This window comes from Streptomyces virginiae (assembly GCF_000720455.1).
Classification (GTDB): domain Bacteria; phylum Actinomycetota; class Actinomycetes; order Streptomycetales; family Streptomycetaceae; genus Streptomyces; species Streptomyces virginiae.
Genome location: NZ_JOAK01000001.1, coordinates 594763 through 616358, shown reverse-complemented (window position 1 = coordinate 616358; position 21596 = coordinate 594763). Strand labels below are relative to the sequence as shown.

Below are 21596 nucleotides of genomic sequence, written 5' to 3'. Positions count from 1 at the left end.
CGTGAGCACCCCCGAACTTCCCCTCATCGACCAGAACGACGGCGGCTGCGGCGACGACTGCGCCTGCGGCGACGGCGAGGAGAGCGGCCTCGACCCGGCGCTCGCCGAGCTGCTGGCGGACGCGGGCCTGGACCCGATCGAGGTCGAGGACATCGCCCACATGGCGCTCTCCGAGGACCTCGACGGCGGCGTGGACGTCACCACCGTGGCCACGGTCCCCGAGGACGCCGAGGCCGTCGCCGACTTCGTCGCCCGCGAGGACGGCGTCGTGGCGGGCCTGCGCATCGCCGAGGCGGTGTTCTCCGTGGTCTGCACGGAGGCCTTCGAGGTGGAGCGCCACGCGGAGGACGGCGACACCGTCAAGGCCGGCGAGGTGCTGCTGTCGGTCCGCGCCCGTACCCGCGACCTGCTGACGGCCGAGCGCAGCGCGCTGAACATCCTGTGCCGGCTCTCCGGCATCGCGACGGCCACCCGCCGCTGGGCGGACGTCCTGGAGGGCACCAAGGCCAAGGTGCGCGACACCCGCAAGACCACGCCGGGCCTGCGCTCGCTGGAGAAGTACGCGGTCCGCTGCGGCGGCGGCGTCAACCACCGCATGTCCCTGTCGGACGCGGCGCTGGTGAAGGACAACCACGTGGTCGCCGCGGGCGGTGTCGCGCAGGCCTTCAACGCGGTGCGCGAGGCCTTCCCCGAGGTCCCCATCGAGGTCGAGGTCGACACGATGCACCAGGTCCGCGAGGTCCTGGACGCGGGCGCCGACCTGATCCTGCTGGACAACTTCACCGTCCCGGAGACCGAGGAGGCCGTCACGCTGGTGGCCGGCCGCGCGGTGCTGGAGTCCTCGGGCCGGCTGACCCTGGACACCGCGCGGGCGTACGCGGAGACCGGCGTGGACTACCTGGCGGTCGGCGGGCTCACGCACTCCTCGCCGATCCTGGACATCGGTCTCGATCTGCGCGAGGCGGTGTAACCGGTGCTCCTCACCATCGACGTAGGCAACACCCACACGGTCCTGGGCCTGTTCGACGGTGACGAGATCGTCGAGCACTGGCGGATCTCGACCGACCCGCGGCGCACGGCCGACGAGATGGCCGTGCTGATGCAGGGCCTCATGGGCATGCACCCGATGCTCGGCAGCGAGCTGGGCGACGGGATCCACGGCATCGCGATCTGCTCGACGGTGCCGTCGGTGCTGCACGAGCTGCGCGAGGTCACCCGGCGCTACTACGGCGACGTGCCGGCGGTGCTGGTGGAGCCCGGCATCAAGACGGGCGTGCCGATCCTGATGGACAACCCGAAGGAGGTCGGCGCGGACCGCATCATCAACGCGGTCGCGGCGGTCGAGCTCTACGGGGGTCCGGCGATCGTGGTCGACTTCGGTACGGCGACCACCTTCGACGCGGTGTCCGCGAAGGGCGAGTACGTGGGCGGGGTGATCTCGCCGGGGATAGAGATCTCGATGGAGGCGCTCGGCGTACGGGGCGCCCAGCTGCGCAAGATCGAGCTGGCCCGGCCGCGCCACGTGATCGGCAAGTCGACGGTCGAGGCGATGCAGTCGGGCGTGATCTACGGTTTCGCGGGCCAGGTCGACGGGGTCGTGGCGCGGATGGCCAAGGAGCTGGCCGGGCCGAACGGCGATCCGGACGACGTCCGCGTCATCGCCACGGGCGGTCTGGCCCCGATGGTGCTGGGCGAGTCGTCGGTGATCGACGACCACGAGCCGTGGCTGACGCTGATCGGCCTGCGGCTGGTGTACCAGCGCAACGCGCCGAACTTCGAGTAGCGGTCCCGGTCCGGGTCCCTGCCGTCACGGGCGGGATCCGGACCGTCCGGCCGCGGTCGCGGTGTGCGCGCCGGGCGTCAGCACGGGCGCGGGCGGGTCAGCATCCGGCGCAGGGCGGCTCTCCAGGGGTGGCGGGCCTCGCCGCCGTCCAGGACGGCCCGGAACTGCTGGTGGGAGCGGGCCGCGCGGACGACGGCGACGTCGTCCCGGCCGGGCGGCGGGGGCATGGGGTCACCGTGCTGGGACGCGCGGTAGGTGTCGATGAGGTACTGCTCTATCGCTGTCATGCATCAACCCTCACCCCGTCGGCCCCGTCGCGCACGACGGTTGACGTTCCCCGTCAATTGTTCGGCCGGGAAGCGCCCGCGGGGCGGGCCGGAAGACGGTGGTGATCACTCGTCCGGCCGCCGCGCCGGGGCCCGCACGGCCACTCGTACGGCGGCGCCGGGAGGCCGCCGGGGGGCGTCCCGACGTGCGGGAACAGACAGAATGGCCCGATGAGCGTCACCATCGACATCGCCGGGCTCCCCCACGAGCGGATCACTTTCGCGCCCTCGCCGCTCGCTGAGCTCTGCATGGCCCTGCACGCGCTCTCGCAGCCGGGGCACCACCCGCGGCTCACCTCGTGGACCACCGCCACCTCGGCCTCGCTCGATCCGTGTCTCGCGGACCGTCTGCTGGAGGCCGAGTTCATGTGGCGCAGCTCCTTCTCCGACATCTTCATGCCCTTCGCCGGGATCCCCGGGGAAGCCGGGCGGCCGGCGGCGACGCTGGCCGAGGAGCTCGACGTACTGGACCGGCTGGACGACGAGCGGTTCGTGGGGGCGGCCCTGGAGCACTGCTGGCTGGCGCTCTACAACGAGGGCGGCGGGCCCTCGCCGCTGAAGAACCCGGCGGCCCGGGCCAAGGCGCTGGAGGTGGCCGCCGCCCGCGGCCCGCGCCAGCTGGCCTTCTCCGTGCGGCTGCTGGACGACCCCGCGGCCGTACGGGTGTGGCTGCGGCGGCTGCTGGAGGACTGCGACGAGGCGTTCTTCGCCGAGACGTGGAAGCGCCTGGAGCCCGGGCAGAGCGCCGATGCCCGGCACAAGGCCGAGCTGCTGCGCCGCAAGGGCCTGCCGGCCGCGCTGAAGGACGTCTCGACGGCCCTGAGCGTCGACGAGGGCCTCACCACCATCACCGCCGACAAGATGGTCCACGGCACGACCACGGCCACCGATCCGCGAATAGGCGGCGGCCTCGTCTTCGTGCCGACCAACTTCGGCTGGCCGCACCTGCTGGTGCTGCACGCACCGGGCTGGCGGCCGGTGGTCCACTATCCGCTCGACACCCCCGAACCGGCCTCCGGGCCGGGCTCGGTGGAGCTGCTCCAGCGGCGGATGGAGGCACTGGCGCACCCGATGCGGATGATGCTGTGCCGGAGCCTGGCCCGGGCCCCGTACACGACGAGCGAACTGGCGACCGTGTACGGGATCACCGCGCCGGAGGTGTCGCGGCATCTGGCCGTCCTGAAAAAGGCCGGTCTGATGCATACGCGGAGGCAAGGCCGTTATGCCCAGCACGAGTTGGATCTGGCAGCCGTCGCCCGTATCGGCTCCGACTTCATCGAGGGCATCCTCCGGTAGGGGCAACGGGCGTGCGGATGGCTGGATTTGACCGGCCCAGACTCACCGATATACGGAATTCATAAACCGAAAACAGCGAAAACTCTGGCCATGGTGGCCACTTGCTGTCTAACGTGCGCTCACTGTTCGCCCACGTAACGCGCACCGCATCCGCACGTCCGGTCCGGCGCGTTCGTCGCGCTGTGCCCTGCTTCGCCCAGCCCTGCCCTGCTCCGCCCGCCCTGCTCGCCTTTGTCGTGGAAGGATCTTCATGCCCTCACGCCGTATAGCCGCAGCAACCGCCGCCCTGGCAGCCGCGGCCCTCGTCTCGCCCCTGCTGCTCGCCGGACCGGCCGGTGCCACCGGGAGCCCGCAGAGCGACGCCGCCAAGGGCGACGCGCTGGCCCGCAAGCTGGTCAAGGACGCGACCGGCAAGGGAGCCTTCAACCACCTCAAGGTCCTGCAGTCGATCGCCGACTACAACAACGGCAACCGGGCCGCCGGTTCCAAGGGCCACGAGCAGTCGGCCAAGTACATCGAGGCCGTGCTCAAGGCGGCCGGCTACACGGTCACCCGCAACGAGTTCGACTTCGTCTTCGTCGAGACCATCGAAGAGAAGCTGACGGTGAACGGTGCGAGCGGGCGTGACGTGCCGATCCACCTGATGACCTACACGGCGAACTCCCCCGAGGGCGGTGTGACGGCCCCGGTCGCCGTCGCCCCGGTCGACGCGGACGGGACCAACGGCTGCGAGCCGGGCGACTTCGCCGCCGGCGCCTTCACGGGCAAGATCGCCCTGGTCAAGCGCGGCGGCTGCACCTTCGCGATCAAGCAGCAGAACGCGGCCGCGGCCGGCGCGGTCGGCGCGGTCATCTACAACAACACCGCGGGCGCCCTGAACGGCACCATAGGGGACCCCGCCGCGGGCAAGGTCCCCACGGGCGGCATCACCCAGGAGGACGGCGAGAAGCTGGCCGCCGAGGCCGCCGCCGGACCGGTCGAGGTCACCCTCGACATCCGCGAGCTGCGCGAGAACCGCAAGACATTCAACGTCATCGCCGAGACCAAGGGCGGCGACGAGAACAACACCGTCTTCCTCGGCGCGCACCTGGACTCGGTCGCGGCCGGCCCGGGCATCAACGACAACGGCTCCGGCTCGGCCGGCATCCTCCAGGTCGCGCAGCGGCTCGCGAGCGAGCAGAAGAAGGTCAAGAACAAGGTCAAGTTCGCCTGGTGGTCGGCGGAGGAGTTCGGCCTGCTCGGCTCCGAGGCGTACGTGGCCGGTCTGACGGACGCGCAGAAGAAGCAGATCAAGCTCTATCTGAACTTCGACATGATCGGCTCGCCGAACGCCGCGTACTTCGTCTACGACGGTGACAACTCGGACGGCGTCGGCTCGGGCCCCGGCCCGGAGGGCTCCGCCCAGCTGGAGAAGGGGATCACCGACTTCCTCGACTCGAAGAAGATCCCGCACGCGGGCACCGACTTCTCGGGCCGCTCGGACTACGGCCCGTTCATCGAGGTGGGCATCCCGTCCGGCGGCACCTTCACCGGCGCCGAGGGCATCAAGACGCCCGAGGAGGCCGCGAAGTTCGGCGGCCAGGCCGGTGTCGCCTACGACGTGAACTACCACGGCAAGGGTGACGACATCACCAACATCGACCAGAAGGCGCTCGACATCAACGTCGACGTCATCGCGGACGCGGTCGGCCACTACGCCCACGACCTCGCCCCGCTGTCGAAGCCGGTCGTGTCGACGCCGACCCCCGGCGGCAGCGGCGGTGGCGGCGGCCTGCACACGGGCCACGACGAGGTGAACCAGTAGGCGGCCCGCGGCTGTAGCGCGCTGTCGTGAGGAGGGGCCGGATTCCCGATGGGGATCCGGCCCCTCCCGCGTGACGCCCTGCGCGGCGCCTCAGGTCCGCTCCGGTTACGGCCGCGGCCGCGACGGCGACTGCGGCATCCGCTCCGGCCAGGACGGGACGCCGACCGGCTGGACCAGCCAGCCGAAGGCGCCCAGACCGGACCGGGAGGTCAGCTCCGCCGCCTCACCGGCCGCGGCCAGCGCCCTGACGTAGGCCGCCGGGTCCGAGGAGGCCAGGGCCAGCGGCGGCCTGGCGCCCGAGACCCCGAGGGCGGTCAGGGCCTCGGCCTGCGTCAGCAGCACCGAATCCGGCCCGGCGCAGGAGTCCAGCGCCACGTGGGCGGTGACGTCGCAGGAGCCGTCCGGGACCGGCGGGACCTCCCGGCCGCCCCGGAATCCCGTCAGGGTGCCGTACGGGGGCCGGGCCTGCCGGGTGTGGGCGTAGTCCACCGCCACCGCCAGACCCCGCTCCAGGGTCCGCGTGGCCGCCGCCCATGCCTCGTCGCGCGTCCGGCCGATCTCCGCGCGGCCGCCGCCCGGCCACCACCGCTCCAGCCAGGCCCGGTCGGCGTCCTCCAGCGGGCCGCCCCGGCTCTCCGTACCGTCCGGCGCGACCAGGACGTAGGCCCCGTCCTCGGCGGCGTCCAGGGGGACGTTGTCCAGCCATTCGTTGGCGAACAGCAGCCCGGTCACGCCCTCGGGCGGCTGTGCGCTCCAGCGGATCCGCGGGTCGAGGCCGCCCGGCCGCTCCGCCCGTTCCACGGCGTACGGGCGCACCCGCGCGGCCGTCTCCGGATCCAGTGCGGCGAGCACCCCGGCCAGCAGCTCCGCCCGCCCGGCCCCCACGTCCACGAGGTCGAGCTCCGGCGGGTGCCCGAGCTCGGCGTCCACCCACCGCAGCAGCCGGGCCACGGCCCCCGCGTACAGGGCGGAGGCGTGCACGGAGGTACGGAAGTGGCCGGCCGGGCCCGGGCCGCCGGGGCGCACGTAGAAGCCGCCGGGCCCGTACAGCGCGGCTTCCATCGCGCTGCGCCACCGGACCGCGGCGGTGGGTCCACCAGGAGTGCTCATCACCGAAGGCTATGCTCACCCTCCACCTTGGGGAGTATGTCCCCGGTGTCAGGTTCGGACCTCTGGTTGACTCCAGCACCTATCTCCGTTCCCTACTCTGGGTTACGTGCAGCGCCTCTACGACTTCCTCCGCAGACACCCGACGGGCGTCGACAGCTTCTGGGCTGTGCTCTTCTTCGGGGTCTCGATGCTGAACGTCGTGGGCGAGCCCGACATCAGCCGGCCCCTCAAGATCGTCGCGGTCCCCGTCGTGCTCGCGCTGAGCACGGCCCTGGCCCTGCGCCGCAAGTGGACGCAGGCGATGTTCTGGCTCACCCTCGGGGCGGGCCTGCTCCAGCTGGCCGGCGGAATCGTCGCGGGTTTCTACGACATCGCCATGTTCGTGATCCTCTACACGGTCGCCGCGAGCGAGGTCCCGCGCTGGGTCTCGCGCACGGCCCTGGGCTGGGGGCTGGTGGCCGCACCGCTCTACTTCCTGCGCTACGGCGTGGACAAGGGCACCAACGACGTCGACAACGTCCTCTTCGCCATCTTCATGATCGTCCCCTTCGTCCTGGCCTGGGTGCTGGGCGACTCCCTGCGCACCCGGCGGGCCTATTACGCCCAGCTGGTCGAGCGCAACCAGCGGCTGGAGAAGGAGCGCGAGGCCCAGTCCAAGGTGGCCGTGGCCGCCGAGCGCGCCCGGATCGCCCGCGAGCTGCACGACGTCGTCGCGCACAACGTCTCGGTGATGGTGGTCCAGGCGGACGGCGCCGCCTACGTCATGGACGTGGCGCCCGAGCAGGCCAAGGAGGCGCTCCAGACCATCTCCGGCACCGGCCGCCAGGCCCTCGCCGAGATGCGCCGGCTGCTCGGCGTCCTGCGCACGGGCGAGCCGCAGGAGTCCGAGGACTACGTGCCGCAGCCCGACGTCGAGCAGATCGAGGTCCTGGTCGAGCAGGTGAGGGCCGCCGGGCTCACGGTGGACTTCGAGGTCGAGGGCGCCCCGCGGCAACTGCCCAGCGGCGTCGAGCTGACGGCGTACCGGATCGTGCAGGAGGCCCTGACCAACACCCGCAAGCACGGCGGCCCCGACGCGAAGGCCAGCGTCCGGCTGGTCTACTTCGACGACGGGCTCGGCCTGCTGGTCGAGGACGACGGCCGGGGCGCGGCCCACGAGCTGTACGAGGACGGCGGCGCGGACGGCGCCGGACACGGGCTGATCGGCATGCGCGAGCGGATCGGTATGGTCGGCGGAACCCTGGACGCGGGGCCGCGGCCCGGTGGCGGCTTCCGGATCAGCGCACTGCTTCCCCTGAAGAAGAGATGACGAGGACGAGGTAACTGATGTCCATCCGAGTGATGCTGGTCGACGACCAGGTCCTGCTGCGCACCGGCTTCCGGATGGTGCTCGCCGCCCAGCCGGACATGGAGGTGGTCGCCGAGGCGGGTGACGGCCTGGAGGCGCTGGAGGTGCTGCGGGCCACGAAGGTGGACGTGGTGCTGATGGACGTCCGCATGCCCAGGCTCGACGGCGTCGAGGCGACGCGGCGGATCTGCGAGCCCGAGGAGCACCCGAAGGTGATCATCCTGACCACCTTCGACCTGGACGAGTACGCCTTCTCGGGCCTGAAGGCGGGCGCGAGCGGCTTCATGCTGAAGGACGTGCCGCCGGCCGAACTGCTGGGCGCCATCCGCTCGGTGCACAGCGGGGACGCGGTGGTGGCGCCGTCCACGACGCGGCGCCTGCTGGACCGCTTCGCGCCGATGCTGCCGACCACGACGCAGGAGCCGGAGAACAAGGAGATCGAGCGGCTGACGGAGCGCGAGCGCGAGGTCATGCTGCTCGTGGCGCAGGGGCTCTCGAACGGCGAGATCGCGGCGCGGCTGGTGCTGTCGGAGGCGACGGTGAAGACGCACGTGGGCCGCATCCTGACCAAGCTGGGGCTGCGGGACCGGGTCCAGGTCGTGGTCCTGGCGTACGAGACGGGCCTGGTCCGCGCGGGCGGCGGGGCCGGATAGCCGGCCCCGGCCGCCCCGTCGGGCGGGCCCGGGCCGGGGTCAGGGCCGGGGTCCCGGGCCGGGGTCCGGGGCCGGGGTCCGGCCCCGCTGCGGCGGGCCCCTCAGCCGCCCGGGCCCAGGGGCCGCTTGTAGTAGCGCCAGGGGAACCAGCCCGCACCGACCGGAATCCAGCCTTCCGATTCCATCCGCCGGTGCCGCCCGACGGACGGGAGCGTCACCCGGCAGTGCTCCCAGGGGTGGCCGGAGGCCTCCACCTCGTGGAAGAAGGGGCCGTAGCCGACCATGTGCCAGCCGTCGCGGCCGGCCTCTTCCAGGGCAGCCATCTCATTGAAGGCGGACAGGCCCCCGAGGGTCCGGCGCTCCGGAGCGTCCGGCCCCCCGGCGGGCGGCGCCGACGCACTCGCGCCGCCCGCCGCCTTGCCCGCGAAGCGCTGCTGGGCGGCCTGGCGGCTCACGCCCAGGACGCGGCCCACCGCATCCCAGCTGTGGCCGGCGGCCCTGGCGCCCTGAACGGCCTCGCGCAGCAGCCGGCTCGCCTCCTCGGCACCGACGCGCGAGGCGTCCACCAGGCGCAGGTACCCGTGCGGGTCGTGTTCGAGCGATTCGGCCAGCCCCTCGGGGGCGCCGAGGACGGCCGCGGCGATCCCTTCCCGGATCCGGTCCATCTCCACCGGCTCAAGCAGCGGTCCGTCGCTCATCGGCGCAGTCCGGCGAGGGGTTCGAGGGCGTCGAGGACCGCCTCGTCGCGGCGCGCCCGCTCGGAGTCCGCCGCCGCCCGGCCGGCCAGTGCGGCCGTACAGGCGATGAGCACGAGGCCCACGAGGATCAGGGCGAGGGTGACGGGGGTGCCGAGCCGGTCGCCGAACATCACGCTCAGGGCGGGCAGAGCCACGCCGAGCGGCAGGGCGGCGGCCATGGAGGGGGTGGCGGGAAAGGGGTCCCGGCCGTCCTTCGATCGCAAGATCAACATACGTCAAGGAAACCTTGACATGATCGTCTTGTCAAGATTTCCTTGACGAGGGCGCAGGGTCGTGGCCGCCTCACGCCTCCGGGCCGGACTCGGTCATCCAGCGGTCCGGGCGGGCCGTCGCGCGGGAGGTGTGGGAGCGGGCGGCCTGCTCGTGCAGGAGCCGCGCGGCCGCGGAAGCCTCCCGCAGCCGGGCGGTGACCGTGCCGTTCGCGCCGGTGTCCACGTGCACGTCGGCGACACCGCGGGCGCGGGCCCACGGCCCCTGGGTGAAGCGGACGCTCTGCACCTTGGCGTGCGGGACGATCTCCGTACGACGGCACAGGCGGCCGTGCCGGGCGGCGAACACCTCCGGGGAGACCGCCAGGGCGTAGCCCTTCCACCACACCGGGACCACCCAGCGCGAACCGGTGTCCGGGGAACCGGAGAAGGACAGGCCCGCCAGGTCCACCCCGGGCAGGACCCGGGCGATCACGGCGTACGCGGCGGCCCGGGAGGCCACCGGCACCAGGACCTCGTTCTTCGACCCGGCCACGGCCAGCTCCACCCGGACCCGGTCACTGCGCCGCCACAGCAGCGGCTCCACGATCCGTACGGTCTGCACGCGCCCCGGCGGCACGGTCTCGTGGGCCCGGTCCAGCATCCCGTGGTCCAGGCGCAGCCCGTCCGGGGACTCGGCGACCCGCCAGTCGTACTCGGTGAGGAAACGGCCGGCGGTGCCCGCCCAGACCGCGCCCAGCATCGGGAGCAGGGTGGCGACGGCCACCCAGGGGCTGGAGCTGAACCACCACACGGCGAACGGGGCGACGATCCCGCCGGCCAGCGCGGCCCAGACGCCGAGGCTGAGCGCCAGCGACACGGCGAGCTCGCGCGGGGTGACCCGCAGCAGTTCGCGCTGCGGGGCCTCGCCGAGGCGCACCGCCTCCTCGGGGGCGAAGCCGGCTGCGCGGGCCAGGAGCTCGGCGCGCAGGGCGACGGCCTCCTGCTCGCCGAGGAAGGCCAGCTGGTCCTTCTCCTCGGTGCCGATCACGTCGAGCCGCAGGCTGGCGACCCCGGTCAGCCGCGCCAGCAGCGGCCGGGTGACGTCCACGGCCTGGAGCCGGTCCAGCCGGATGTGCGCGGTGCGGCGGAAGAGCAGCCCGGTGCGGATGCGCAGTTCGGTGTCGGTCACCGCGTAGTGGGTGAACCACCAGCTCAGGAACCCGTACACGCCGAACATCAGGACCACGCCGACCAGCGTCACCAGCCGCAGGAGCGTGGACAGGTCCGCCACCCAGCGCGCCGCCCGGTCGCCCTGCTGGGCGAGGACGCCGACGGTCGCGGCGATCGGCACCCAGGCGCGGCGCAGCGGCGTGAAGGGGTGCAGCCGTCGCTCGGTCACGCCCTGCCCGCCCGGCTCCCCCGCGCCGCCACCCGCCGGCCCGGGAGTACCCGGCGCGCCTGCGGCCGGACCGGCCGCGGGCCCGCCCGCCGGCCCCGGGGTACCCGCCCCGTCGCCCACCGGACCGGAGGTCACCGGCTCCTCGCCCACCGGACCGGAGGTCACAGGCCCGCCGACCTTGCCTCGCCGAGGGCGGCGAGCCGGTCGCGCAGCCGCTCCGCCTCGGCCGGCACCAGCCCCGGGATCCGGGCGTCGGTGGCCGCCGCCGCCGTGTGCAGCTGCAGGGAGGCCAGGCCGAAGCGCCGCTCCACCGGGCCCGAGGTGACCTCGACCAGCTGCATCCGGCCGTACGGGACCACGGTCTGCTCCCGCCACAGCACTCCCCGGCTGATCAGCAGGTCGTCGGCGCGCTCCGCGTACCGCCAGGACCGCCAGTTCCGGCCGAGGAGCGCCCAGCCCCAGCCCCCCGCGGCGAGCCAGAACGCCCCGGCCGCCGCCCACGCCGGACCCACGAGCAGCCCGAGCGGCAGTGCGGTCGCCACCGCCAGCAGACCGGACCAGACCACGAGCAGCGTCCGCCGCATGGTGAGCAGCCCGCCGGGCAGCCCCACCCACCGCAGGCCGTCCGTCTCACCCTTCGTCCCCGTATCCATTCCCCCACCTTAGGACTGAGACAATGCCCGCATGACGGAGACCACGGTCGGCATCGGCGGCGCGGCGGAGAGCACCGACATGGTGCTCAACATCGGCCCCCAGCACCCTTCCACGCACGGCGTGCTGCGCCTGCGCCTCGTCCTGGACGGCGAGCGGATCGCCAGCGCCGAGCCGGTGGTCGGCTACATGCACCGCGGCGCGGAGAAGCTCTTCGAGGCCCGTGACTACCGGCAGATCGTGATGCTCGCGAACCGCCACGACTGGCTGTCCGCGTTCTCCAACGAGCTCGGCGTGGTCATGGCGGTCGAGCGGATGCTCGGCATGGAGGTCCCCGAGCGGGCCGTGTGGATGCGGACGCTGCTCGCCGAGCTGAACCGGGTGCTGAACCACCTGATGTTCCTCGGTTCGTACCCGCTCGAACTGGGTGGTATCACCCCGATCTTCCACGCGTTCCGTGAGCGCGAGGAACTCCAGGCCGTCATGGAGGAGATCTCCGGCGGCCGCATGCACTACATGTTCAACCGCGTCGGCGGCCTCAAGGAGGACCTCCCGGCCGGCTGGCTCGGCCGGGCCCGCGCCGCCATCGCCGACGTCCGCACCCGGATGGACGTCTACGACAAGCTGGTCCACGGCAACGAGATCTTCCGCGGCCGCACCCGCGGCGTGGGGGTCCTGTCCGCCGAGGCGGTGCACGCGTACGGGGTCTCCGGCCCGATCGCCCGCGCCTCCGGCGTCGACTTCGACCTGCGCCGCGACGAGCCGTACCTGGCCTACGGCGAGCTCCAGGACGTCCTGAAGGTGGTCACCCGCACCGAGGGCGACTGCCTGGCCCGCTTCGAGTGCCTGCTGGAGCAGACCCACAACTCCCTCGACCTCGCCGTGGCCTGCCTGGACCGGATGGACGGCCTCCCGCCGGGCCCGGTCAACCAGCGCCTGCCCAAGGTCTTGAAGGCGCCCGAGGGCCACACCTACGCCTGGACCGAGAACCCGCTGGGCATCAACGGCTACTACCTGGTCTCGAAGGGCGAGAAGACCCCGTACCGGCTGAAGCTGCGCAGCGCCTCCTACAACAACATCCAGGCGCTGGCGGTCCTGCTGCCGGGGCAGCTGGTCGCGGACATGGTGTCGATCCTGGGCTCACTGTTCTTCGTCGTCGGCGACATCGACAAGTAGCCGTAATTCAAAGGGAGTAAAGGCCTCCGCGCGTAGCGTGGCCGGATGACCTCAGACTTCTTCGACGGCTACCTGCGCCGCCTCGGCGTCGCCGACCCCGGCGCGCCCAGCGCCGCCGGGCTGTTCGCGCTCCAGCGCGCGCACCTGGAGCGCATCCCCTACGAGAACGTCGACATCCAGCTCGGCCGGCCGCCGGGCATCGACCCCGAGCTGTCCGTGCGGCGGTTCACCGCCGGCCGGGGCGGCTACTGCTTCCACCTCAACGGGGCGTTCGGGGCGCTCCTCGAAGCCCTGGGCTACGACGTGACCCGCCACGTCGGCGCCGTCAGCGCCGACGCCGCCTCGCGCGCGGTCCGGGGCGACCACCTCGTCCTGACCGTCCGCGTCGAGGGCGCGGAGTACTGGGTGGACGCCGGGCTCGGGGACATGGGCCCGTACGATCCGCTGCCGCTGCGCGCGGGCACCTACGAGCAGAATGGTTTCGCCTACTCCCTGGCACGGCTGGAGCCGCTGGAGGGCGAAGGCCCCGGCTGGTCCTTCTTCGCCTCGTCCGGCGGGGCGCGACGGATGAACTTCCGCGACGCCCCGGCGCGGACGGCCGACTTCGAAGCGATGCACGCGTGGCTGTCCACCGACACGGAGTCGCCGTTCGTACGGACCTTCGCGGTGTTCCGGCGCGACGCGGAGGGCACGGACGGCCTGCGCGGCAAGGTCCTGATCCGTACGGAGCGCGGGAAGCAGACGGGCGAGCGGGTGCTGTCCGGGCCGGAGGACCTCTTCGAGGTCCTGGAGGACTTCGGCCGGGCCACGGACGACCTGACGCCCGCCGACCGGGCCGCCCTGTGGGCCCGGGTGGAGCGGACGCACGAGGTCTGGCTGGCGGAGCGGCGGACCGCGCAGGGCGTGCGGGACTGATTGTCGGTACGGCAGGGCAGACTTGGCGGCATGTCCCACTCCCCCCGCCGGGCCTGCCCCGTCTGCGGCCGCGACTGCGCCGTCACCGCGGGCCGTATCGCCCGCCACGACCCTCCCGCCCCGCGGGACCGCGCGGACCTGGTGTCCTGCCCCGGATCCCGGGCCCGGGTGGTGCTCGGCGCCGCCGCGCCGACGCTGGACGGCTTCGTCCTGCCCGAATTCCCCGGGCAGCTGCCGCTCTTCTGATCAGGCCGCTACGAGATCGCGGTGCGCAGGCGGACCACGTCGATCGGCTCGGTCTCGTCGTGGGCCGTCAGGTCGATGACCTGGCCCACCGCGCGGGTCTCCTCGGTCGGCGGCTTGAACTCCGGCTCGGCCGTCTCCCGGTCGGACTCCGCCTTGTGCACGGCGAGGGCCTCGGCACCCACCACGTCGGCCAGGTCCTCGTTCTGGACCGCCTCGATCGCCGCGCGCGCCTGCGCCGAGTTCTTGGTGCCGAAGAAGTCGAAGCCGCCCTCGACGCGGGAGGCCGTACGCCGCTGGGCCGCGTACGGGGCCACGGCGGCCGCCGGGCGGCGGGCCGGGACGGAGCCGGAGGTGGCCGGCGGCACCGTGGGCAGCTCGCCCACGGCCCGCGCCTTGGGCAGCGCCCGCTCCTGCGCCTTGCGGGCCAGCGCGGCCATGGCCGCGTGGGCCCGTGCGTAGCCGAGGGAGGTGGGCGCGCCCGCCGAGGTGCGCTCCTCCGAGACGGCCGGGAGCTGCTTGGTGTCCGTCGGCGCCGGGGCCGCGGCGGCCTCGATGGCCAGCAGCCGCCGCTTCTCCAGGGCGCTGGCGCGCTCGGTCTCGGCCGTCGCGTACCGGCGCAGCAGGGCCGCGTGCTCGCCCCGCAGGCCCGCCAGTTCGACGCGCTTGGCGCGCAGCTTGGCGTCGAGCCTGCCGCGCAGCATCCGGGCCTCTTCGAGGTCGGACTCCAGCTCGGCTATCCGCTCGTCGGTCCGCCACTCGTCCTTGACCCGCTCGCGGGCCAGTTCCGCGACCCGGCGGCCCGCCGCACGGTCCCAGGACCGCATCATGACGGCGCCGGCGATCCCGGCGGCCGCGGCGAGGGCCACGAGCAGCCTCAGCGCCGTCGTGTCTTCGGGGCCGGCCAGCAGCCAGGCCGAGCCGGCGCCGGCCACGGAGACGGCGGCGACGGCCGACGGAGCGAGCAGCCGGTGCAGGGGTTCGGGATTGCGGTGGCGTCCTCGGGGCATGGCCTGAAATTTACAGGGAGTAGAGGTCGTGTGGGATACCCACCCGGCAATCTGTTCCCGGGCAGTTACCCCACATTCCTCCACCAACCAGTAGGCACTACTTCTTCAGAAGGCCCTTCGACTCCAGGTAGCTCTTCGCGACGTCGGCGGGCTTGGCGCGCTCGGCGTCCACCTTCCGGTTCAGGTCGACCAGATCGGCGGTCGTGAGGACCTTGGTCAGCTTGTCGAGGGCGGCCGCGATCTCGGGGGCTCCGGCGTCCTTGGCGTTGACCACCGGGAGGACGTTGTCCGCGTTCTGGAGCTTCTTGTCGTCCTCCAGCAGGACCAGGCCGAAGCTGTCGAGGGTGGCGTCCGTGGTCGTGGTGAGCACGAGCTGGTCGACGCCGTCCTTGACGGCCTGCTTGGCCTGCGGGGTGCCGACGCCCTTCGGGTCCACACCGGAAACTTGAATTCCGTATGTCTTGGTCAGCCCGGGGCCGCAGAAGGGGCGCACGGCGCATTCGTCACCGGCCGCGATCTTCACCTTCAGCCCCGACTTACCAAGATCGGAAAGCGACTTGAGGTTGTTCTTCTCGGCGAATTCCCTGGTCACCGCGAATGCGTTCTGGTCGACCGCGGCGCCCGCCGGCAGCACCTTCAGGCCGAGCGGGGCCGCGAGCTTCTCCAGGCCCGCCACCGTCGCCGCGACGTCGCTGGAGGCGACCGGCTTCTCCTCGGGCGCCTTCGGCCCGTTCACCTTGGCGTTGAGGAACTCCGCGAGGGTGGCCGCGTACTCCGGGACGACGTCGATCTCGCCCTTCTCCAGCGACGGCTCGTACAGCTCGCGGTTGTTGACCGTCTTGACGGACGTGCTGTAGCCCGCGTCCTTCAGGACCTGCGCGTACAGCTCCGCCAGCACGTTGGACTCGGTGAACCCGGCCGCGCCGATCACCAGGCTGCCCTTGCCGTCGGCGGCCGGGGCGGAGGAGCCGCCGTCCTTGCTCTTCTCCAGGCTGTCACCGCCGCACGCGGCCAGCGACACCGTCAGGGCCAGCGCGCCCAGGGACGCGCCGAGGACGCGCGTGGTCTTGGTCATGGAGTTGCTCCGTTCGAGGGAGGAAGGGGAAGGGGGAAGAGGGGAGGGGAATCAGCGGTGGGCCGCACCGGTCCGGGGCAGCAGCCGGTCCGCCGCCACCAGCACACCCTCCACCAGCAGGGCCAGGGCGGCCACGAGCAGGGCTCCGGCGACGACCTGCGGGGTGTTGTAGGTGTTGAAACCGGCGGTGATGATCCGGCCCAGGCCGCCCTGGCCGACCATGGCGGCGATCGTGGCCGTGGCGATGACCTGCACGGAGCCCGACCGCAGCCCGGTCATCACCAGGCCGCGCGCGAGCGGCAGTTCCACCCGCCAGAAGAGCTGCCCGCCGGACATGCCCATCCCGCGGGCGGCCTCCACGACCGAGCGGTCCACCTCGCGCATGCCGACGTACGCGTTCGTCAGCAGGGGCGGGACGGCGAACAGTACGAGGGCGGCGACGGTCGGCACATATCCCGCGTTGCGCAGCGGGGAGACCATGAAGAGCGCCAGCACCGCGAAGACCGGGACCGCGCGGCCCACGTTGGAGACGTTCACCGCGAGGGTGCCGCCCCGGCCGAGGTGGCCGAGGTACAGGCCGACCGGCAGCGCGATCGCACAGGCGATGGCCAGCGCGAGCCCGCTGACGTAGACGTGTTCGCCGAGCCGGTGCCAGACGCCGTTCTCTCCGGCCCAGTTGGCTCCGTTCGCGAGCCAGTCCCAGGCCCCTCCCACCACGCCCATGCCGTCAGGCCCCCTTCGCCGGGGCGGCCGGGCGGGCGCCGGCCCGCGTCCACGGCGTGAGCAGCCGCTGCAGGCCGAGCAGCAGCAGGTCCGCGACGAGCGCGAGCAGGACGCACAGCACCGAGGCGGTGAGCACCTGCGCCTTGAAGGAGCTGTTCACCGCGGGGGCGATGAGGTTGCCGAGGCCGCCCTTGCCGACGATGGAGCCGACCGTGGTCAGCGCGATCGTCGAGACCGTGGCGATGCGTACGCCGGCGAGCAGCGCGGGCAGCGCCAGCGGCAGTTCCACCTGCCACAGCAGCCGCCCGGGGCCGTAGCCCATGCCCCGCGCGGCCTCCCGGACCTCCTCGGGGACGGCCTCCAGGCCGGCCAGCGCGTTGCGGACCAGGATGGTCAGCGAGTACAGCACCAGGCCGGTGACGACCAGCGCCGCCGACAGCCCGAAGACGGGCAGCAGCAGGGAGAACATGGCCAGCGAGGGGACCGTGTAGAGCAGGGTGGTGAAGGTGAGCACGGGCGCCGCCCAGCTCCGGCCGCGGCGGGCCAGCAGGGCCAGCGGCACGGAAACGACCAGGCCGATCAGGACGGACGCGCCGGTGATCCACACGTGTTCGACGGTGGCGTCGGTGAGTTCCTGGGAACGGGAGGTGACGTAGTCCCAGCAGATCCAGTCGTTCGCCACCAGGCAGTTCTGTGCCGGCATGTACCTCACCCCCCGTCATGAAACGTACATATGCTCGATCGATCGGCTTGAACGACCCTAACCCCCGCCGGTCCCGATGGCCGGAATCTTTCGCAGAGGGCAACACGCCCTTCACATTCGGACGACGCCCGTGGGGAAAGATGGGTCCGTGATCCGATTCGAGCATGTGACCAAGCGCTACCCCGACGGGACGACGGCCGTCGAGGACCTGTCCTTCGAGGTGGCGGAGGGAGAGCTGGTCACGCTCGTCGGACCGTCCGGCTGCGGCAAGACGACCACCATGAAGATGGTCAACCGGCTCATCGACCCGACGTCCGGCCGGATCCTGCTGGGCGGCGAGGACATCGCGGCCGCCGACCCGGTCGAGCTGCGCCGCCGGATCGGGTACGTCATCCAGCAGGTCGGGCTCTTCCCGCACAAGACCGTGCTGGAGAACACCGCGACCGTGCCGCAGCTGATCGGCACCCCCAGGGCGGCGGCCCGCGCCCGGGCGGCCGAGCTGCTCGAACTGGTGGGGCTGGACCCGTCGGTGTACGGCGGCCGGTACCCGGAGCAGCTGTCGGGCGGGCAGCGCCAGCGCGTCGGCGTGGCGCGCGCGCTCGCCGCCGACCCGCCGGTGCTGCTGATGGACGAACCCTTCGGCGCGGTGGACCCGGTGGTCCGCGAGCGGCTCCAGAACGAGTTCCTGACCCTGCAGAAGACCGTGCGCAAGACGATCCTGCTGGTCACCCACGACCTGGAGGAGGCGATCCGGCTCGGCGACCGCATCGCCGTCTACGGAACGGGCACCATCGAGCAGTTCGCCCGCCCGGCGGCGGTGCTCGGCGCGCCCGCCACCCCGTACGTGGCCTCCTTCGTCGGCGCCGACCGGGGACTCAAGCGGCTCGCCGTCACCACGGTCGGGGCCGCCGACCTGGCACCGGCCGACGGGACGGCGCCACCGGTGTCGGTCCGGCTGGGCGCGACGCTGCGCGAGGCCCTCGCCGCACTGCTCCAGGAGGACTCGGGGCGGATCGGCGTGACGGACCCGGACTCCGGCGAGCTGGCCGGCGTACTGACCCCGCAGGACATCCACCGGGCGCTGCGCCGGGCGGAGTTGCAGGAGGCATGAGAAAGGGCCCGACCTGAGGTCGGGCCCCTCTCTGCGCAGGCCGTACCGCCCGGCGGTCAGGCCTGGATGCGGCCGCTCATCCACATCAGCATCGGCGGGATCTCACGGCGCCACGTGTTGAAGTTGTGGCCACCGCTGTCGAGGATGATGGAGGAGACCCGGTCCGGGCCCTGCACCTTCTTGATGAACTTCTTGGTGTCCGCGAGGTTCGGCTCGCCCTTCTCGCTGCTGGTGACGAGGAAGGACGTACCGGCCGGCTTCTTGTTCTCCATGACGTGCAGGATGTCCGCGCGCTTCTTCAGCTTCTCGTCCCCGTGGAACAGGTCACCGGTCGTCGGGTCGTCCGGAGCGTCGTAGTACGCGGACAGGCCCGCGGCGGCACCGAAGGTCTGCGGGTAGTGCGCGGCGATCTTCAGGGCGCAGTAACCACCCGTGGAATTGCCGATGAAGCCCATGTTCTCGGGCTTCTTGCCGACCCGGAAGGTGTCCTGGATGGCCTGCGGGAGGTCCACCCCGAAGAAGGTCTCGGTCTGCGGGCCGCCGGGTATGTCGACGCACTCGGTGTCCCGCGGCGGCGCCACGGTCGGGCGCAGCATGACCAGGATCATCGGCTTCATCTTGCCCGCCTTGGACAGGCTGAAGGCCTTCATCGGGTAGTCGAGCCCTTTGATCAGGTTCTCGGCGGTGCCCGGGTAGCCCGTCAGGACGATGGACGCGGGGAAGTTCTCGTCCTTGTGCTGCGGCTGGAAGTACTCCGGCGGGAGCCACACGTAGCCGGGGCTCGTTATCTTCGACTTCTGGCCGGATATGGCAACCTTCAGGATCTGACCGCCCACCTGGGGCTTGGCACCACCGGGGACGTCCAGCTTCTGCTTGTCGACGACCTTGATGTCCTTGCTGCTCATCGAGTGGTCGACGACCTTGCCCATCGACGTCTCCTGGCCGAACAGGTCGGCCCAGGAACCGTAGAACAGGAACGACTTGTTGGCCGCGAGACCCACCGCCGAGAACAGCGCCAGCTGGGTCGCCAGCAGGAGCCCGATCCGGCCGGCGAACGCACGCCAGGTGCGGCCCGAGAGCTTCGGCCAGAACCAGATGGTGGCCGCGAACAGCAGCACACCGGCGAGGACGGCCAGCGCCAGGACCGTATTACTGGTGAGACCCATGAGCAGTCAGTCGACTTTCTGATGGCAGGACTGGAAATTTCCGACGGAAGAGTGAACCCGCTGTCCGTCGATGTCGTCCTAAGGGACGCACCACACACCGGAGGCTGTCGCGGCCTTCGGCCACATGATCTCTCGCGGAGCAACGGGAAGCGATGTCTAGCAGGATAGATGGCGATAAGTCGGGACAGGTTCCGAGCAGGGTCCGCCGAATCCTCCGAGGCCCACAGCCGGAGTCGGTGCCCGGCCTGGTAGGTACGGCCGTCATGATCGTCGGCCTTCTGGACATCGCGGCGGGTGTCTTCCCGCGTTTCCGGCACAGCCGGATCCACGCGGTCACCGAGGTGCTGCCCGGGTCCCTCGGCCCGTTCGCGGCCGCCCTCTCCATCAGCGCGGGCGTACTGCTCCTGCTGCTCGCCCACGGCCTCAAGCGGCACAAGCGGCGCGCCTGGCGGGCCGCCGTCGTCCTGCTGCCCGCGGGCGCGGCCGCGCAGTTCACCTACCGCCACTCGGTCATCGGCGTGGTCATCGCGGCGGTGCTCCTCGCGCTGCTCCTGCGCCACCAGGCGGAGTTCAAGGCGCTGCCGGACCCGCGCAGCCGCTGGAAGGCCCTCGCGAACTTCGTCCTGATGAGCGCCGGCTCCATCGGCCTCGGACTGGTCATCGTCAACGTCCACCCGGGCAAGGTCGTCGGCAACCCGGGTCTGTACGAGCAGATCACTCACGTCGTCTACGGCCTCTTCGGCTTCGAGGGCCCCGTCGACTACGCCGGCCGGGTGTCCTGGACCGTCGGCTACTCCCTCGGCGCGCTCGGCATGCTGACCGCCCTCACCACCATCTACCTGGCCTTCCGCCCCGAGCACCCGGCCGCCCGGCTCACCGTCGACGACGAGGGCAAGCTGCGCGAGCTGCTCGCCAAGCACGGCGGCCGCGACTCGCTCGGCCACTTCGCGCTGCGCCGCGACAAGGCCGTCGTCTTCTCCCCCAGCGGCAAGGCCGCCGTCACCTACCGCGTCGTCTCCGGTGTGATGCTCGCCTCCGGCGACCCCATCGGCGACGTCGAGGCGTGGCCCGGCGCGATCGAGCGGTTCATGGAGGAGGCCAAGGCCCACTCCTGGACCCCGGCCGTCGTCGGCTGCAGCGAGACCGGTGGCGAGGTCTGGACCCGCGAGACCGGTCTGGACGCCCTGGAGCTGGGTGACGAGGCGATTGTCGATGTCAAAGACTTCTCCCTCTCGGGCCGCCCTATGCGCAATGTCCGCCAGATGGTGAAGCGCATCGAGCGCAACGGCTACACCACCAAGGTCCGCCGGGTCAGCGAGCTGACGGAGGAGGAGCTGGAGCGGGTGCGCGGCGCCGCCGCCGCCTGGCGCGGCACCGACACCGAGCGCGGCTTCTCGATGGCCCTGGGCCGGGTCGGCGAGGAGGGCGACGGCGACTGCTTCATCGCCACCGCCCACCGTGTGGAGGAGGGCGACACCAGCCCCTTCGGCGATCTGAAGGCCGTCCTGCACTTCGTGCCGTGGGGCAAGGACGGCATGTCGCTGGAGCTGATGCGCCGTGACCGCGCCGCCGACCCCGGCATGAACGAGCTGCTGATCGTCGCCTCCCTGGAGGCCTCCCCGGCCCTCGGCATCGAGAAGGTCTCGCTGAACTTCGCGATGTTCCGCTCGGCGCTGGCCCGCGGCGAGAAGATCGGCGCCGGCCCGGTGCTGCGGATGTGGCGGAACCTGCTGGTCTTCCTCTCCCGCTGGTTCCAGATCGAGTCGCTCTACAAGTTCAACGCGAAGTTCCGCCCCCGCTGGGAGCCGCGCTTCATGGTCTACCGCACCCACCGCGACCTGCCCCGCATCGGCTTCGCCGTGATGCAGGCCGAGGGCTTCGTGGACCTGGCCCTGCCGCGGCTCTTCGCCAGCCGCCGCCGCCCCAAGCCGGTCCGCACCTGCGCGCACAACCTGATGGCGCCCGTCGCGAAGCAGCCGGAGCGCGAGGTCCAGGCCGCGTAACCCCCGCCCCCCACCGCCCCGCGACACCCCGAAGGCCCGGCAGGCACCCTGTCCGGGCCTTCGCCGTGCCCGGCCCCGGCCGCGGGCCCTGCGGGGCGACGGCCGGGGCCGGGCGGCCCGGGGCGGTGCCCGGGCGGGCTGGGGCAGGCGGG

22 protein-coding genes are annotated in these 21596 nt (G+C 72.2%); 11 read left to right on the top strand and 11 right to left on the bottom strand.

Features of this window, described 5'->3' with window-relative positions; all coding sequences use genetic code 11:
- The first annotated feature begins 1 nt into the window (after position 1).
- Both nadC and IG86_RS0102840 read left to right on the top strand, forming a co-directional pair.
- Positions 2-970, top strand: a complete 969-nt coding sequence (gene nadC, locus IG86_RS0102845) for a carboxylating nicotinate-nucleotide diphosphorylase (protein WP_030817581.1) — start codon at positions 2-4, stop codon at positions 968-970.
- Positions 971-973: 3 nt separating this feature from the next.
- Positions 974-1783, top strand: coding sequence for a type III pantothenate kinase (locus tag IG86_RS0102840; protein ID WP_030656442.1), 810 nt, complete (start codon positions 974-976; stop codon positions 1781-1783).
- 77 nt (positions 1784-1860) lie between these two features.
- Here IG86_RS0102840 and IG86_RS0102835 read toward each other — a convergent pair whose 3' ends face one another.
- Positions 1861-2070, bottom strand: coding sequence for a hypothetical protein (locus IG86_RS0102835; protein WP_030817580.1), 210 nt, complete (start codon positions 2068-2070; stop codon positions 1861-1863).
- A gap of 210 nt (positions 2071-2280) precedes the next feature.
- On the opposite strand from IG86_RS0102835, the gene IG86_RS0102830 reads away from it, so the two are divergent.
- On the top strand, positions 2281-3405 hold the full coding sequence (locus IG86_RS0102830) for a DUF5937 family protein (protein WP_030894389.1): 1125 nt from the start codon (positions 2281-2283) through the stop codon (positions 3403-3405).
- A 250-nt stretch (positions 3406-3655) separates the two neighbouring features.
- The gene (locus IG86_RS0102825) at positions 3656-5209 is read left to right on the top strand and encodes a M28 family metallopeptidase (protein WP_030894386.1); all 1554 of its coding nucleotides are present in this window, start codon (positions 3656-3658) and stop codon (positions 5207-5209) included.
- A 105-nt stretch (positions 5210-5314) separates the two neighbouring features.
- Here the strand turns inward: IG86_RS0102825 and IG86_RS0102820 are convergent, their stop codons facing one another.
- On the bottom strand, positions 5315-6319 hold the full coding sequence (locus IG86_RS0102820) for an SAM-dependent methyltransferase (protein ID WP_051784923.1): 1005 nt from the start codon (positions 6317-6319) through the stop codon (positions 5315-5317).
- A 106-nt stretch (positions 6320-6425) separates the two neighbouring features.
- Between IG86_RS0102820 and IG86_RS0102815 the strand changes: the two genes are divergently transcribed.
- Both IG86_RS0102815 and IG86_RS0102810 read left to right on the top strand, forming a co-directional pair.
- Positions 6426-7628 (top strand): sensor histidine kinase, encoded by a 1203-nt coding sequence (locus tag IG86_RS0102815; RefSeq protein ID WP_030894381.1) that lies wholly within the window; start codon positions 6426-6428, stop codon positions 7626-7628.
- A gap of 17 nt (positions 7629-7645) precedes the next feature.
- On the top strand, positions 7646-8320 hold the full coding sequence (locus IG86_RS0102810) for a response regulator transcription factor (RefSeq protein ID WP_030656452.1): 675 nt from the start codon (positions 7646-7648) through the stop codon (positions 8318-8320).
- A gap of 101 nt (positions 8321-8421) precedes the next feature.
- On the opposite strand, the gene IG86_RS0102805 is transcribed toward IG86_RS0102810, so the two are convergent.
- The 4 genes from IG86_RS0102805 to IG86_RS0102790 form a co-directional block, all read right to left on the bottom strand.
- Positions 8422-9018 (bottom strand): hypothetical protein, encoded by a 597-nt coding sequence (locus IG86_RS0102805; protein WP_051784922.1) that lies wholly within the window; start codon positions 9016-9018, stop codon positions 8422-8424.
- Positions 9015-9290, bottom strand: a complete 276-nt coding sequence (locus IG86_RS0102800; RefSeq protein ID WP_157854756.1) for a hypothetical protein — start codon at positions 9288-9290, stop codon at positions 9015-9017. The genes IG86_RS0102805 and IG86_RS0102800 overlap by 4 nt, the downstream gene beginning before the upstream one ends.
- Positions 9291-9360: 70 nt before the next feature.
- Positions 9361-10818 carry a PH domain-containing protein gene (locus IG86_RS0102795; protein WP_417801451.1) on the bottom strand — a complete coding sequence of 486 codons (1458 nt, stop codon included), beginning with the start codon at positions 10816-10818 and terminating at the stop codon, positions 9361-9363.
- Positions 10819-10829: 11 nt separating this feature from the next.
- Positions 10830-11321: a PH domain-containing protein gene (locus IG86_RS0102790; RefSeq protein ID WP_030894375.1), complete on the bottom strand. Its 492-nt coding sequence runs from the start codon at positions 11319-11321 to the stop codon at positions 10830-10832.
- Between the two features lie 31 nt (positions 11322-11352).
- On the opposite strand from IG86_RS0102790, the gene IG86_RS0102785 reads away from it, so the two are divergent.
- Genes IG86_RS0102785 through IG86_RS0102775 form a run of 3 tightly spaced genes read left to right on the top strand, consistent with a single transcriptional unit; the run spans position 11353 to position 13656 of the window.
- Positions 11353-12495, top strand: a complete 1143-nt coding sequence (locus IG86_RS0102785; protein ID WP_030037418.1) for an NADH-quinone oxidoreductase subunit D — start codon at positions 11353-11355, stop codon at positions 12493-12495.
- A gap of 45 nt (positions 12496-12540) precedes the next feature.
- A complete protein-coding gene (locus IG86_RS0102780) occupies positions 12541-13410 on the top strand; it encodes an arylamine N-acetyltransferase family protein (protein ID WP_030894368.1) in 870 nt (289 codons plus the stop codon).
- 30 nt (positions 13411-13440) lie between these two features.
- Positions 13441-13656 carry a hypothetical protein gene (locus IG86_RS0102775; RefSeq protein WP_030656464.1) on the top strand — a complete coding sequence of 72 codons (216 nt, stop codon included), beginning with the start codon at positions 13441-13443 and terminating at the stop codon, positions 13654-13656.
- 8 nt (positions 13657-13664) lie between these two features.
- Here the strand turns inward: IG86_RS0102775 and IG86_RS0102770 are convergent, their stop codons facing one another.
- From IG86_RS0102770 to IG86_RS0102755, 4 genes are all read right to left on the bottom strand, one after another.
- Positions 13665-14663, bottom strand: a complete 999-nt coding sequence (locus IG86_RS0102770; protein WP_030894365.1) for a hypothetical protein — start codon at positions 14661-14663, stop codon at positions 13665-13667.
- A 97-nt stretch (positions 14664-14760) separates the two neighbouring features.
- Positions 14761-15738 carry an ABC transporter substrate-binding protein gene (locus IG86_RS0102765; RefSeq protein WP_030817569.1) on the bottom strand — a complete coding sequence of 326 codons (978 nt, stop codon included), beginning with the start codon at positions 15736-15738 and terminating at the stop codon, positions 14761-14763.
- A 51-nt stretch (positions 15739-15789) separates the two neighbouring features.
- On the bottom strand, positions 15790-16461 hold the full coding sequence (locus IG86_RS0102760) for an ABC transporter permease (RefSeq protein ID WP_030817568.1): 672 nt from the start codon (positions 16459-16461) through the stop codon (positions 15790-15792).
- A gap of 4 nt (positions 16462-16465) precedes the next feature.
- A complete protein-coding gene (locus IG86_RS0102755) occupies positions 16466-17164 on the bottom strand; it encodes an ABC transporter permease (RefSeq protein WP_030894362.1) in 699 nt (232 codons plus the stop codon).
- A gap of 148 nt (positions 17165-17312) precedes the next feature.
- On the opposite strand from IG86_RS0102755, the gene IG86_RS0102750 reads away from it, so the two are divergent.
- Positions 17313-18275, top strand: coding sequence for an ABC transporter ATP-binding protein (locus IG86_RS0102750; RefSeq protein ID WP_030817566.1), 963 nt, complete (start codon positions 17313-17315; stop codon positions 18273-18275).
- A gap of 56 nt (positions 18276-18331) precedes the next feature.
- Here the strand turns inward: IG86_RS0102750 and IG86_RS0102745 are convergent, their stop codons facing one another.
- On the bottom strand, positions 18332-19441 hold the full coding sequence (locus IG86_RS0102745; protein ID WP_030656477.1) for an alpha/beta hydrolase: 1110 nt from the start codon (positions 19439-19441) through the stop codon (positions 18332-18334).
- A 152-nt stretch (positions 19442-19593) separates the two neighbouring features.
- On the opposite strand from IG86_RS0102745, the gene IG86_RS0102740 reads away from it, so the two are divergent.
- Positions 19594-21444, top strand: coding sequence for a phosphatidylglycerol lysyltransferase domain-containing protein (locus IG86_RS0102740; RefSeq protein WP_030817564.1), 1851 nt, complete (start codon positions 19594-19596; stop codon positions 21442-21444).
- The last annotated feature ends 152 nt before the right edge of the window (positions 21445-21596 follow it).

Coding starts and splice junctions, on each gene's coding strand:
- IG86_RS0102835 (WP_030817580.1), bottom strand. CDS start 2,070: ATGACAGCGATAGAGCAGTACCTCATCGACACCTACCGCGCGTCCCAG.
- IG86_RS0102830 (WP_030894389.1), top strand. CDS start 2,281: ATGAGCGTCACCATCGACATCGCCGGGCTCCCCCACGAGCGGATCACT.
- IG86_RS0102825 (WP_030894386.1), top strand. CDS start 3,656: ATGCCCTCACGCCGTATAGCCGCAGCAACCGCCGCCCTGGCAGCCGCG.
- IG86_RS0102820 (WP_051784923.1), bottom strand. CDS start 6,319: ATGAGCACTCCTGGTGGACCCACCGCCGCGGTCCGGTGGCGCAGCGCG.
- IG86_RS0102810 (WP_030656452.1), top strand. CDS start 7,646: ATGTCCATCCGAGTGATGCTGGTCGACGACCAGGTCCTGCTGCGCACC.
- IG86_RS0102805 (WP_051784922.1), bottom strand. CDS start 9,018: ATGAGCGACGGACCGCTGCTTGAGCCGGTGGAGATGGACCGGATCCGG.
- IG86_RS0102800 (WP_157854756.1), bottom strand. CDS start 9,290: ATGTTGATCTTGCGATCGAAGGACGGCCGGGACCCCTTTCCCGCCACC.
- IG86_RS0102790 (WP_030894375.1), bottom strand. CDS start 11,321: ATGGATACGGGGACGAAGGGTGAGACGGACGGCCTGCGGTGGGTGGGG.
- IG86_RS0102785 (WP_030037418.1), top strand. CDS start 11,353: ATGACGGAGACCACGGTCGGCATCGGCGGCGCGGCGGAGAGCACCGAC.
- IG86_RS0102780 (WP_030894368.1), top strand. CDS start 12,541: ATGACCTCAGACTTCTTCGACGGCTACCTGCGCCGCCTCGGCGTCGCC.
- IG86_RS0102775 (WP_030656464.1), top strand. CDS start 13,441: ATGTCCCACTCCCCCCGCCGGGCCTGCCCCGTCTGCGGCCGCGACTGC.
- IG86_RS0102770 (WP_030894365.1), bottom strand. CDS start 14,663: ATGCCCCGAGGACGCCACCGCAATCCCGAACCCCTGCACCGGCTGCTC.
- IG86_RS0102765 (WP_030817569.1), bottom strand. CDS start 15,738: ATGACCAAGACCACGCGCGTCCTCGGCGCGTCCCTGGGCGCGCTGGCC.
- IG86_RS0102760 (WP_030817568.1), bottom strand. CDS start 16,461: ATGGGCGTGGTGGGAGGGGCCTGGGACTGGCTCGCGAACGGAGCCAAC.
- IG86_RS0102755 (WP_030894362.1), bottom strand. CDS start 17,164: ATGCCGGCACAGAACTGCCTGGTGGCGAACGACTGGATCTGCTGGGAC.
- IG86_RS0102745 (WP_030656477.1), bottom strand. CDS start 19,441: ATGGGTCTCACCAGTAATACGGTCCTGGCGCTGGCCGTCCTCGCCGGT.
- IG86_RS0102740 (WP_030817564.1), top strand. CDS start 19,594: ATGTCTAGCAGGATAGATGGCGATAAGTCGGGACAGGTTCCGAGCAGG.